This window comes from Pseudomonas syringae, from assembly GCF_001698815.1.
GTDB classification, from domain to species: Bacteria; Pseudomonadota; Gammaproteobacteria; order Pseudomonadales; family Pseudomonadaceae; genus Aquipseudomonas; species Aquipseudomonas syringae_A.
Window position 1 is genome coordinate 1 of record NZ_LGSI01000030.1, and the last position, 11,684, is coordinate 11,684.

Consider the following 11,684-nt stretch of genomic DNA (forward strand, 5'->3'; position numbering starts at 1 on the left):
CCCTCCCGGCTAAAGCCGGTCCTACAGCAAGCCTCGCCAACAGAATTTCGCTGTTTAGCCTGCGGCCTTCTGCGAGGTCAGAGCGCGACGCAGGTCGCGCAGCTTGTTCAGCGTATCAGCGCAGGTTTGTGCCGCTTCCTTGCCTTTCACGACGAAATGATTGAAGAAGAAATTCTGGTGCTCATCGCCAGCGTGGAAGTTGTGCGGTGTCAGCACCACCGAGAAAACGGGAACCTGGGTCTCCAGCTGTACTTGCATCAGGGCACTGATGACTGATTGAGCAACGAACTCATGACGATACAGGCCGCCATCCACTACCAGGCCCGCCGCGACAATGCCCGCATAGCGACCGCTGTTGGCCAGCAACTTTGCATGCAGAGGGATTTCAAATGCACCGCCGACTTCAAAGAAATCGATATCGGCTTCGGTGTAGCCCTGAGTGGCCATCTCAGCGACAAAGCCAATTCGGCTCTGATCGACAATATCTTTGTGCCAGCAGGCCTGAATAAACGCGATACGTTCGTTCGAATGGTTTTTGCTTTTGCTGTCGATTGCGGTGGGTTGCATGTGTTCTGTCTCCTGTTTGTGAAAAAAACAGGGCGCTTTGGATCGAAAGGGATTCAAGGGGTACGAACACACTTCGCCAGAACGATTGAGTTCATGGCATTGCTGTACGGACGGTCCTTTGCTGCCAATCCCGTTCTCTCTTCATCCGGACTATGACCGTCGGCCCCGGAATCCAACCGGGTCTGCTGACCTTGCACCGCTTTGGCAGTGCAAGCGCTCGCGGGCTAAACGCATTGCGCGTCATTACCGCCGGTGGGGAATCGCACCCCGCCCTGAGAACGTTTTGCCGACAGCAATAATTTGTCGGCGGGCAGTTTTTATCACAGATCTGTGGATTGTGCATAAACGCTTTAGTCGGGGGGGGGCTGCGTTTTTCTTATAACGAATTGATACATTGGCGCTGCACCGCCTTGATTATCTCGCTCGATGGCCTTAGTAATACCTTGTTTCAAACCCCGAATTCGTTCCCAAGGAGCTTCACGTGACGGTCATCGATCTGCGCAGCGACACAGTTACTCAGCCAACCAAAGGCATGCTGGCCGCCATGGCGCAAGCACCGTTGGGTGACGATGTGTATGGCGAAGATCCGAGCGTCAACACGCTGGAAGCGCGGCTTGCCGAAGAACTGGGCTTTGCCGCAGCACTGTTTGTGCCCTCCGGCACCATGAGCAATCTGCTGGGATTGATGGCGCATTGCGAGCGTGGCGACGAATACATCGTGGGCCAGCAAGCTCACACCTATAAGTACGAAGGCGGCGGTGCAGCGGTGCTGGGTTCCATTCAGCCTCAGCCGCTTGAGGTGCAGGCCGATGGCTCGCTGGATCTGGGGCAAGTGCTGGCGACCATCAAGCCGGATGATTTTCACTTTGCCCGCACGCGTTTGCTGGCATTGGAAAACACCATGCAAGGCAAAGTGCTTTCCCTGGACTATCTGGCGGCCGCGCGCAAGCTGACGCAGGAGCAAGGCCTTGCGCTGCATCTCGATGGCGCGCGTCTTTACAACGCAGCCGTCAAGCTGGGCGTTGGTGCGCGGGAAATCACCCAGCATTTCGATTCGGTTTCGGTGTGTCTGTCCAAAGGGCTGGGCGCCCCTGTCGGCTCGGTGCTGTGCGGCTCGCGGGAATTGATCGGTAAGGCGCGCCGCCTGCGCAAGATGGTCGGTGGCGGCATGCGTCAGGCGGGAATGCTCGCAGCGGCGGGGATGTATGCGCTGGATAATCAAGTCGAGCGCCTGGCTGATGACCATGCCAATGCTGCGTTTCTGGCCCAAGGCTTGACTGATCTTGGTTACCAGGTGGAGCCGGTGCAGACCAATATGGTCTATGTACAGATTGATAATCGGTCGGAGGCGCTGAAGACGTCCTGCGCCGAGCGTGGCATCCGGCTGAGCGCCGCCCCGCGCCTGCGCATGGTCACGCACCTGAATGTTTCCCGTAGCCAGATCGAACAAGTCATCGCCACGTTTGCCGAGTTTGCTCGTACGTGAGGTGCCGATAGTCCAGTAGCTTGTTTCTATCAAACAAACACGCTGTACCGACGACGCAACGCCTATATAATGCGGCCCTTTGCCGTCGCTACGTCAATTGACGTTTTGCACTTGCCTCTGGCCGCAGTCTCCGTGGAAGAACCTATGAAAAGCGCAGAAATCCGTGAAGCCTTCCTGGGCTTCTTCGAAGAGCAGGGCCACACCCGTGTTGCCTCCAGCTCTTTGATCCCGGGCAATGACCCAACCCTGCTGTTCACCAACGCGGGTATGAACCAGTTCAAGGATTGCTTCCTGGGCCAGGAAAAACGGGCCTATACCCGTGCCGTAAGCAGCCAGAAGTGCGTGCGCGCCGGTGGCAAGCACAATGACCTGGACAACGTCGGTTATACCGCTCGTCACCACACTTTTTTCGAAATGCTCGGCAACTTCAGTTTTGGCGATTATTTCAAGCGTGACGCCATTACCTACGCCTGGACGTTCCTGACCTCGGACAAATGGCTGAACCTGCCCAAGGAAAAACTCTGGGTCACGGTCTATGCCACCGATGACGAAGCCTACGATATCTGGACCAAGGAAATCGGCGTGCCTGCCGAGCGCATGGTCCGTATTGGCGACAACAAGGGCGCGCCATACGCTTCGGACAACTTCTGGACCATGGGCGATACCGGCCCGTGCGGCCCGTGCACCGAGATTTTCTTTGACCACGGCGCCGACATCTGGGGTGGCCCACCAGGCTCGCCGGAAGAAGATGGCGACCGCTACATCGAAATCTGGAACAACGTGTTCATGCAGTTCAATCGCACCGCCGATGGCGTATTGCACCCGTTGCCAGCGCCGTCGGTGGATACCGGCATGGGCCTGGAGCGAGTCAGCGCCGTCTTGCAGCACGTGAACTCGAACTACGAGATCGACCTGTTCCAGAGCCTGCTGGCCGCTGCGGCCAAGGCCATCGGCTGCACCAACGACAACCAGGCTTCGCTGAAAGTCGTGGCTGACCACATTCGTTCCTGCGGTTTCCTGATCGCCGATGGCGTGCTGCCGTCCAGCGAAGGTCGCGGCTACGTGCTGCGTCGCATCATTCGTCGCGCCTGCCGTCACGGCAACAAGCTGGGCGCCAAGGGCAGCTTCTTCTATCAGATCGTTGCCGCGCTGGTTGCCGAGATGGGCACTGCCTTCCCGGAACTGACCCAGCAGCAATCGCACATTGAACGTGTGCTCAAGGCGGAAGAAGAGCAATTCGCCAAGACCCTTGAACAGGGTCTGAAAATCCTCGAGCAGGATCTGACTGAGCTTAAAGGCACAGTGGTTCCCGGAGATGTGGTGTTCAAACTCTACGACACCTACGGTTTCCCGATGGACCTGACCGGCGACATCGCTCGCGAACGCAACCTGACCCTCGACGAGGAAGGTTTCGAGCGCGAGATGGATGCCCAGCGTGTGCGTGCCCGTTCGGCCAGTTCGTTCGGCATGGACTACAACAGCCTGGTCAAGGTTGACGTGGCGACCAACTTCATCGGTTACAAAGCCACCCGCAGTGAGGCCAGCGTTGTTGCTCTTTATAAGGACGGCAAGGCGGTTGAACAGTTGGGCGAAGGTGAAGAGGGCGTTGTGATCCTCGACACCACGCCGTTCTATGCCGAGTCCGGCGGTCAGATAGGCGATTGCGGTTTCATTCAGGCAGGCGACGTGCGTTTCGATGTGCGTGACACCACCAAGACCGGTGGTGCGTTCCTGCATCACGGCGTGGTGGCGACTGGCAGCCTGAAGGTCGGCGCTGCGGTGAATGCCGAAGTGGAGGCTGACGTTCGTCATGCCACTTCGCTGAACCACTCGGCGACGCACTTGCTGCACGCCGCATTGCGTCAGGTGCTGGGCGAGCATGTGACCCAGAAGGGCTCCCTGGTCGACAGTCAGCGTCTGCGCTTCGACTTCAGTCACTTTGAAGCGATCAAGCCGGAGCAATTGAAAGCCCTGGAAGAAATCGTCAACGAACAGGTGCGCAAAAACACCGCTGTCGAGACGATTGAAACCGATATCGAGACCGCCAAGCAGAAAGGCGCCATGGCGCTGTTCGGCGAGAAGTACGGCGATAGCGTGCGGGTCCTGAGCATGGGCGGCGATTTCTCTGTTGAGCTGTGCGGTGGCATACACGCCGACCGCACCGGCGACATTGCTGTATTCAAGATCGTCAGCGAAGGCGGCGTTGCTGCCGGCGTGCGGCGTATCGAGGCGGTGACCGGCGCTGCGGCCCTGGCCTACCTTAATTCGGCCGAAGATCAACTCAAGGAAGCCGCGACCCTGATCAAGGGCAATCGCGACAACCTGCTGGACAAGCTTGCGGCTGTGCTCGAGCGCAATCGTCTGCTGGAAAAACAGCTTGAACAATTGCAGGCCAAGGCGGCCAGCGCTGCGGGTGACGATCTGTCGTCTGCCGCACTGGATGTCAACGGCGTGAAAGTACTGGCCGTGCGCCTGGACGGTCAGGATGGCAAGGCGCTGCTGGCGCTTGTCGATCAGTTGAAGAACAAGCTCGGCCGCGCAGTGATCCTGCTTGGCGGTGTTCATGAAGATAAGGTCGTACTGGTCGCAGGCGTGACCAAAGACCTGACTGGCCAACTCAAAGCCGGTGATTTGATGAAGCAAGCGGCCGCCGCCGTGGGTGGTAAAGGTGGCGGTCGTCCTGATATGGCTCAAGGCGGCGGCGTCGACGCGAGTGCGCTGGATGCAGCGCTGGCGCTGACGGTTCCTTTTGTCGAACAGGGTATTTAAGTCGACCTTCCAGGCCTGTTGCGCGGCAGCAGGCCTTGGCGCTTGGGTTTGAACGTTTAATGGGCGCCCTTAATGGGCTGAGGCGGCTTTGAGATGGCTTTAATCGTACAAAAATTTGGAGGCACCTCGGTAGGCTCCGTTGAGCGCATCGAGCAAGTAGCTGACAAAGTCAAAAAATTCCGCGAAGCAGGCGATGACCTGGTCGTGGTGCTGTCGGCCATGAGCGGTGAGACCAATCGTCTGATCGAACTGGCCAGGCAGATCAGCGATCAGCCGGTTCCTCGTGAACTGGACGTGATCGTTTCCACTGGCGAGCAGGTAACCATCGCGTTGTTGGCCATGGCCTTGATCAAGCGTGGCGTGCCAGCGGTTTCCTATACCGGTAATCAGGTTCGTATCCTGACGGACAGCGCGCATAACAAGGCGCGTATCCTGCAGATAGACGATCAGAAAATTCGCGCTGACCTGAAGGCCGGTCGTGTTGTTGTCGTCGCCGGTTTCCAGGGCGTCGATGAGAACGGCAATATCACGACCCTGGGTCGTGGCGGCTCGGACACCACTGGTGTGGCGCTGGCAGCAGCGCTCAAGGCCGATGAGTGCCAGATCTATACCGACGTCGATGGCGTCTATACCACTGACCCGCGAGTGGTGTCGCAAGCCCAGCGCCTGGACAAGATCACCTTTGAAGAGATGCTGGAAATGGCCAGCCTCGGTTCCAAGGTGCTGCAAATCCGCGCTGTCGAGTTTGCCGGCAAGTACAACGTTCCGCTGCGCGTATTGCACAGCTTCAAGGAGGGTCCGGGCACCCTCATTACCATTGATGAAGAGGAATCCATGGAACAGCCGATCATTTCCGGCATCGCTTTCAATCGCGATGAAGCCAAGCTGACCATCCGTGGTGTGCCAGACACGCCAGGCGTGGCCTTCAAGATTCTCGGGCCGATCAGTGGCGCGAATATCGAAGTCGACATGATCGTGCAGAACGTGGCGCACGATAACACCACCGACTTCACCTTTACCGTTCACCGCAATGACTATCAGGCTGCCTTGCAGGTCCTGGAAACCACCGCCAGCGAAATCGGCGCACGTGAGGTTTCCGGCGACACCAAGATCGCCAAGGTGTCGATTGTCGGCGTCGGTATGCGTTCGCATGCGGGTGTCGCCAGTCGCATGTTCGAAGCGTTGGCGAAAGAGAGCATTAACATCCAGATGATCTCGACTTCGGAAATCAAGGTTTCCGTTGTGATCGAAGAGAAGTATCTGGAGTTGGCAGTACGAGCCCTTCACACTGCGTTCGAGCTGGATGCGCCCCGACAGGGTGAGTGATGCATGGTCAAAAGGCGCGGTTTGACTGCGCCTTTTGTTTTATTGATGGCGCAAAGCCTGTTCTTTTCTTTGCGCTGGTCAATACTCAGGCAGCGCCCGCTTGAACGCTGATGCGGCCTGCCAGTTCTGACGACTGTTGTCCCTGAATGTAATGCGTGAGGAGAAAGGTATGCTGATTCTGACTCGTCGATGCGCAGAGAGCCTGATCATTGGTGATGGCGAAATTACCGTGACGGTGCTTGGCGTCAAAGGTAATCAGGTGCGAATTGGTGTCGACGCGCCCAAGGAAGTCGCTGTTCACCGTGAAGAGATTTACCTGCGTATCAAGAAAGAGAAGGACCAGGAACCAAGCCATTAATTTTTATTGAATTTTTGGTTTGCAAACGGGGAAAAGGGTGGTTATTATACGCCCCGTGTTGCGGAGAGCTGGCCGAGTGGCCGAAGGCGCTCCCCTGCTAAGGGAGTACACCTCAAAAGGGTGTCGGGGGTTCGAATCCCCCGTTCTCCGCCATTATTTGCGTAGTACGTTGTTTCTGGCTTCATCGGTAAGTGTTTGAATTTACTAGATAAAGTGCTTGACCAAAAGATTCAACGGCCTATAATGCGCGGCAACAAATGCACTCGTAGCTCAGCTGGATAGAGTACTCGGCTACGAACCGAGCGGTCACAGGTTCGAATCCTGTCGAGTGCACCATTTAAAGGTTGTTTGCAGTAATGCAGATAACTTGCTTCAAGCCAGCGGTGGTCTGGTTTATCAAACGCCAATGCACTCGTAGCTCAGCTGGATAGAGTACTCGGCTACGAACCGAGCGGTCACAGGTTCGAATCCTGTCGAGTGCACCAAACACCAAAAAGCCCGCATCTCGATGCGGGCTTTTTGCCGTCTAGCGTTTGCCTTTTACGCAGCCCATCTCATCAAAAGTGACCTGGCTGCTGCGGCCCTTCTTCGCGTTGTATGTGTAGCGAGTCTCTCCGTTTCGGCTCACAACCTTGTCTGGCCTACCTAGTAAGCTTTCGACGTCGCGCTTGGTCATTCCGGGTGGAGTCTGCTGATTGATAATTGCCCGCCGCCGCTGTTCAGCGCTCAAGCGGTTGCCGCAGCCGTCGTCGCGCTGGCCCACGACCGTTAATTGGTTTTCCTGGTGGGTTGCTGTTGCTGTTGCTCTGCTTTGTCGGCGGGGTGGTTGGTCTTGCGGCGGAAGTAGCGCTGTATTGCTCTTGCTTCCAGGTGGAGCGTTGAAGGCGTTCTGTAATTGCATGCCGTGATCGCTTGGGCAGCCAAGAGATGTGTAGGTGACATTGCCGGCAGGATCTTCGCAGCGCTGCACGATGGTCGCGTGCAGGGATAGCGGTAGGCAGAGCAGGGCGCTGCATAGCACCTGGCGGGGTTGAATGGTCATGCGGCGTCCTCCGTGACGTGTCTGGCCCCAAGGCTAAACAAATGCAGATTGGCCGACGAGCGTGTTTTCTTGGCTGGATGTTGCGTCGCCGTTGTCCTGACTCGTGCATTGTTTAAGTTTGTGTTGCAAGCGCTTGTTCCAGGCTGAATTTTGTAGCGTGCGACCCGCTCAGGCGGTGTATGATTGCGCGCGTCAGCCCCGCCGGGGCTTGTGGAATCCCTCCATGGACTTACCCAGTAGCTACTCAACAGTTTTTTTCAACAATCATGCATTAACTGATTGATCTCCTGGCGTGCTCCGCTGCTGGGAGTGGAGTTCGCCTATGACCCAAATTGAAGTAAAAAAAACGCAGGAAAGTCTGCAGGATCGTCTGGCTCAAGTTATCGAGCTCCTGCAGCGCCAGCGTATCGTTGAAGATCTGACCCACCGCCAGGAGGGTCAAAATCAAGACCGTGTAGAAAATCTCGTTCACCGGCAGAATCTCGTCGAATTGCAACGCAAGCTCGATGACCTTCACTCTGCCGACGTCGCCTACATTCTTGAAGCGCTGCCACTTGAAGATCGTCTGACGGTCTGGCAACTGGTCAAGGCTGAGCGCGACGGCGACATCCTCCTCGAAGTTTCCGATTCCGTCAGAGAAACGCTGATCGCCGATATGGACGATCACGAGCTGTTGGCTGCGGCCAAGGAGATGGACGCCGACGAACTCGCCGACCTTGCTCCCGAATTACCTCGCGATGTTGTCCATGAGCTCATGGAAGCGCTGGATAGCCAGCAGCGTGAGCGCGTGCGTTCGGCCTTGTCTTACGATGAGGAGCAAGTCGGCGCACTGATGGACTTCGAGATGGTGACCATTCGGGAGGACGTCAGTCTCGAAGTCGTGTTGCGTTATCTGCGTCGTCTCAAGGAGCTGCCGGGCCACACTGACAAGCTGTTCGTTGTCGATTACGACGGTGTGCTCAAGGGTGTTTTGCCTATCAAGCGTCTGTTGGTCAACGACCCTGAGAAGCAGGTTTCCGAGGTCATGGCTAACGATCCGGTGAGTTTTCACCCGGACGGCGATGCCTACGAGGCTGCGCAAGCCTTTGAACGTTACGACTTGATTTCATCGCCGGTGGTGGATAAGAACGGCAAGCTGATCGGCCGTTTGACCATCGACGAAATGGTTGACCTCATTCGTGAAGAAAGCGAAACCGAAGTCCTGAACATGGCGGGTCTGCGTGAGGAAGAAGATATCTTCGCCTCCGTCTGGAAGTCGTTGCGTAACCGTTGGGCATGGCTGGCAGTCAATCTGGTAACTGCTTTCATTGCATCCCGGGTAATCGGCTTGTTCGAAGGCTCGATCGAAAAGCTGGTCGCTCTGGCTGCGTTGATGCCTATCGTTGCAGGCATTGGCGGAAACTCCGGCAATCAGACGATCACAATGATCGTGCGGGCGATGGCGCTGGACCAGGTCAACACCGGTAATACGTCGCGTCTGCTGCGTAAGGAGTTGGTTGTAGGTTTGATCAACGGCGTAGTGTGGGGCGGGGTAATCGGTATTGTCGCCTACATGCTGTATGGCAGCTGGTCACTGGGTGTGGTAATGACCGCTGCGATGACCCTGAACCTTCTCCTGGCTGCGCTGATGGGCGTCACGATCCCGATGACCCTGGCTCGTCTGGGGCGCGACCCCGCAATGGGGGCCAGTGTGATGATTACAGCAATGACGGACAGCGGTGGTTTCTTTATCTTTCTGGGGTTGGCGACCATCTTCCTGCTTTGATTTGCATGCATAAAAAAACCGCCTCATGAGAGGCGGTTTTTTTTGTCTTGAAAATACGTCTTACAGGCAATAAAGAAAAAGACTACAACAAATAAAGCTAGCGCTGGGCTGGCTGGTTTTTTTTGATCTTGCTGTCAGGCTTCGTTATCTGCAGCAAGTTCAGTGTCATGGGCAATCAAGGAAACAAGAGCATTCTGTTGGCGGTGTGAAAGTTGCCGAAAGCGTTGCAGCAATTCGCGTTCATGCAGGGACAGCTCAGGGCTATCAAGGCGCAGGCTTGGCTCATCGCCCAGCGCACCTTCCTGAATCAAGCTTTGTTCGAGACGAGCAATGATCTCGGAGTTCATGCTTCGATGATGATTTTTGGCTACCTCTTGCACACGATTCCGCATGCCGTCTGGTAGGCGTACAACGAACTTGTCAGCCGTACGGCTGGAATAAGTAGCCTGTTTCATAGGGCTCATATATTTAACCGGTTAGTTCAGGGGAGAGCGGTTCTAGCAAGTCGCCGCAAGATGTCATTCTCTGACAGTCAGTTTGGCAAAATGTTCAATCCGGATTGTCTTAAGAGGTCGCAATCATGCCTCAATCCGCCGGATCCTTGGCGTCAATTCTGTGACAAATGTTGACCTACATAAAGGCGATTTGCCAGCACCGATTGTCAGAATTGCGAGCGGCTCTGCAAAAAAAACCGATTCTGCCGCCCATCTGTCTGGCATCCGTCGTCCGTGGCTGCCAATTGCCATGATGGCTATCTGTCTTCAGCTTAGAGGCAATTGCAGTAAATACTAATGCGGGCCGACGGACGACAGAAATCTTCCGTTGTCGCATTTCGGTTCCGGGGGGGGGCTGATGGGTGGCGCTTGGTGGCGTGAGACTAAAGCGGCTTCAGCGCAGCACTGGATCAAATTTGAAGCGTCGACCCATCATCAGGGCGATAACGAATGCGCTGAATGAAACTCCGGCCGCAATTCGTGCCGCGTAGCTCATCGCGTCAGTATTGGCTGGGAGCAGTAAGTCGATGCTCATGAACATGAGTGTCACGGTGATAAATAGCACGGCGGCTTTTGACATGGCATATCTCGGTTTGTGCAGGCAGATACAGTTCTCAGAAAACCCAGCGTGGGCCACTTTGAGTCGTTTGGGCTGAAGTATCGCTCTCGTTGGCAACCATCGCTGCTTCGTGACGTTGGTTAGTCATGATTGCCAATTGAGGCGCTTGGCGCAGGAGGTGATGTGGCTGGGCTTGAACGGCCGCCGACTCGGTCTGTGATCCGTCGTCCTGAAAATGAAAAGTCACCAATGCGACCAGGGCTGCTGCGTTCAACACTGACAGGGCGATGTTCATCTTCATGTACCTCCGACTGAACTTTCTTAGGTGACTGTTCTCCACTCCTTGCATGGTGCACTCTGCATGCCAATAAAGTAACGGTAGAAAACCTTTTAAAATCAATGTTTTGCAAGAGCTTGGCGGCGAGGCCGGGTTGCGTTTTGCAATGATGGCCTTTGGCAGTAGTGCAAATTGCATGATGGTTCTGCGTCGGTTGCGTCTGAAGGGTGTGTCCTACAGGGTTTGCGGGCAATCACGACATGACAAAGTCGGGCTGTGCCGTTAACATGCACGCCGTTCCGCTGGTGGTGCAACCTGGGCCGGCAGCTGTGTCTCAGTAGCTCAATTGGATAGAGCATCCCCCTCCTAAGGGGAAGGTTGGCAGTTCGAACCTGCCCTGGGACACCATATAAATAGCTTTATCAGGTTCGGCGGCGTCAGTAGGCGCTCATACCTCATTCAGTTCAGCAAAGGCCCCGCACTCCATGAGTCGGGGCTTTTGTGTTTTAGCGCTGAGCGTGGTGTGTGCGGTCGTCATATAAGCAGCCGATTTGGATCGTCATTAGGCTAGTCGGGAAGCTGCTTATAGATAGCCGAACCAGCGAGTTTTGATGTGATGGAAAAAAGGTTTGCAGGGGTGGTTGACGGCGTACATTAATCCTGTAGAATTCGCCTCCCGCTAACGAGCAACGTGAAGTTGATCGAAGCGCAAGTGGTTGAAGTTGCAAAGGAAACTTTGAAAGCTTCGGAAAATAACCGCTTGACAGTAACGGGTGCTGCTGTAGAATGCGCGCCTCGGTTGAGACGAAAGATCTTAACCACCCGCTCTTTAACAATTGAATCAAGCAATTCGTGTGGGTGCTTGCGCTGTCAGACTGAAGTCAACTGATTATCAGCATCGTAAGTTACTCCGCGAGAAATCAAAGAAATAACCAACGATTGCTGAGCCAAGTTTAGGGTTTTCTCAAAACCCAAAGATGTTTGAACTGAAGAGTTTGATCATGGCTCAGATTGAACGCTGGCGGCAGGATAAATCACGAT

At 55.5% G+C, this 11,684-nt stretch carries 10 protein-coding genes, 4 tRNA genes and 1 riboswitch; of the genes, 9 read left to right on the forward strand and 5 right to left on the reverse strand.

The features are described 5' to 3' along the window. Window positions 1-54: 54 nt before the first annotated feature. Window positions 55-567, reverse strand: a complete 513-nt coding sequence (locus AFK24_RS07590; protein WP_065832677.1) for a 6,7-dimethyl-8-ribityllumazine synthase — start codon at window positions 565-567, stop codon at window positions 55-57. 128 nt (window positions 568-695) lie between these two features. Then, a riboswitch (FMN riboswitch) is annotated at window positions 696-851 on the reverse strand. Between the two features lie 197 nt (window positions 852-1,048). Here AFK24_RS07590 and ltaE point away from each other — a divergent pair. From ltaE to AFK24_RS07625, 7 genes are all read left to right on the forward strand, one after another. Further along, window positions 1,049-2,053 (forward strand): low-specificity L-threonine aldolase, encoded by a 1,005-nt coding sequence (ltaE, locus tag AFK24_RS07595; protein WP_065832678.1) that lies wholly within the window; start codon window positions 1,049-1,051, stop codon window positions 2,051-2,053. A gap of 144 nt (window positions 2,054-2,197) precedes the next feature. Beyond that, window positions 2,198-4,822, forward strand: a complete 2,625-nt coding sequence (gene alaS, locus AFK24_RS07600; RefSeq protein ID WP_065832679.1) for an alanine--tRNA ligase — start codon at window positions 2,198-2,200, stop codon at window positions 4,820-4,822. A 93-nt stretch (window positions 4,823-4,915) separates the two neighbouring features. Continuing rightward, window positions 4,916-6,148, forward strand: coding sequence for an aspartate kinase (locus AFK24_RS07605; protein WP_020290523.1), 1,233 nt, complete (start codon window positions 4,916-4,918; stop codon window positions 6,146-6,148). A gap of 169 nt (window positions 6,149-6,317) precedes the next feature. Beyond that, window positions 6,318-6,506: a carbon storage regulator CsrA gene (csrA, locus tag AFK24_RS07610; RefSeq protein WP_065832680.1), complete on the forward strand. Its 189-nt coding sequence runs from the start codon at window positions 6,318-6,320 to the stop codon at window positions 6,504-6,506. Between the two features lie 62 nt (window positions 6,507-6,568). Further along, window positions 6,569-6,659: transfer RNA gene (locus tag AFK24_RS07615), tRNA-Ser, on the forward strand. A gap of 106 nt (window positions 6,660-6,765) precedes the next feature. Further along, window positions 6,766-6,842: transfer RNA gene (locus tag AFK24_RS07620), tRNA-Arg, on the forward strand. Window positions 6,843-6,914: 72 nt separating this feature from the next. Then, window positions 6,915-6,991 (forward strand) — tRNA-Arg (locus AFK24_RS07625). A 41-nt stretch (window positions 6,992-7,032) separates the two neighbouring features. Here the strand turns inward: AFK24_RS07625 and bamE are convergent. Then, window positions 7,033-7,548 carry an outer membrane protein assembly factor BamE domain-containing protein gene (bamE, locus tag AFK24_RS07630; protein ID WP_065832681.1) on the reverse strand — a complete coding sequence of 172 codons (516 nt, stop codon included), beginning with the start codon at window positions 7,546-7,548 and terminating at the stop codon, window positions 7,033-7,035. Window positions 7,549-7,870: 322 nt separating this feature from the next. Between bamE and mgtE the strand changes: the two genes are divergently transcribed. Then, the gene (mgtE, locus tag AFK24_RS07635; RefSeq protein WP_065832682.1) at window positions 7,871-9,313 is read left to right on the forward strand and encodes a magnesium transporter; all 1,443 of its coding nucleotides are present in this window, start codon (window positions 7,871-7,873) and stop codon (window positions 9,311-9,313) included. Window positions 9,314-9,447: 134 nt separating this feature from the next. On the opposite strand, the gene AFK24_RS07640 is transcribed toward mgtE, so the two are convergent. From AFK24_RS07640 to AFK24_RS07650, 3 genes are all read right to left on the reverse strand, one after another. Further along, window positions 9,448-9,777 (reverse strand): Arc family DNA-binding protein, encoded by a 330-nt coding sequence (locus AFK24_RS07640; protein ID WP_020290519.1) that lies wholly within the window; start codon window positions 9,775-9,777, stop codon window positions 9,448-9,450. Window positions 9,778-10,201: 424 nt separating this feature from the next. Continuing rightward, the gene (locus AFK24_RS07645; RefSeq protein ID WP_065832683.1) at window positions 10,202-10,387 is read right to left on the reverse strand and encodes a PA3371 family protein; all 186 of its coding nucleotides are present in this window, start codon (window positions 10,385-10,387) and stop codon (window positions 10,202-10,204) included. A 34-nt stretch (window positions 10,388-10,421) separates the two neighbouring features. Further along, window positions 10,422-10,661 carry a hypothetical protein gene (locus AFK24_RS07650; RefSeq protein ID WP_065832684.1) on the reverse strand — a complete coding sequence of 80 codons (240 nt, stop codon included), beginning with the start codon at window positions 10,659-10,661 and terminating at the stop codon, window positions 10,422-10,424. Between the two features lie 313 nt (window positions 10,662-10,974). Here AFK24_RS07650 and AFK24_RS07655 point away from each other — a divergent pair. After that, window positions 10,975-11,051, forward strand: a tRNA-Arg gene (locus AFK24_RS07655). Window positions 11,052-11,684 lie beyond the last annotated feature (633 nt).

Excerpts from the sequence above, each read along its gene's own strand:
- AFK24_RS07590 (WP_065832677.1), bottom strand. The coding sequence starts at position 567 with ATGCAACCCACCGCAATCGACAGCAAAAGCAAAAACCATTCGAACGAA.
- alaS (WP_065832679.1), top strand. The coding sequence starts at position 2,198 with ATGAAAAGCGCAGAAATCCGTGAAGCCTTCCTGGGCTTCTTCGAAGAG.
- AFK24_RS07605 (WP_020290523.1), top strand. The coding sequence starts at position 4,916 with ATGGCTTTAATCGTACAAAAATTTGGAGGCACCTCGGTAGGCTCCGTT.
- csrA (WP_065832680.1), top strand. The coding sequence starts at position 6,318 with ATGCTGATTCTGACTCGTCGATGCGCAGAGAGCCTGATCATTGGTGAT.
- bamE (WP_065832681.1), bottom strand. The coding sequence starts at position 7,548 with ATGACCATTCAACCCCGCCAGGTGCTATGCAGCGCCCTGCTCTGCCTA.
- mgtE (WP_065832682.1), top strand. The coding sequence starts at position 7,871 with ATGACCCAAATTGAAGTAAAAAAAACGCAGGAAAGTCTGCAGGATCGT.
- AFK24_RS07640 (WP_020290519.1), bottom strand. The coding sequence starts at position 9,777 with ATGAGCCCTATGAAACAGGCTACTTATTCCAGCCGTACGGCTGACAAG.
- AFK24_RS07645 (WP_065832683.1), bottom strand. The coding sequence starts at position 10,387 with ATGTCAAAAGCCGCCGTGCTATTTATCACCGTGACACTCATGTTCATG.
- AFK24_RS07650 (WP_065832684.1), bottom strand. The coding sequence starts at position 10,661 with ATGAACATCGCCCTGTCAGTGTTGAACGCAGCAGCCCTGGTCGCATTG.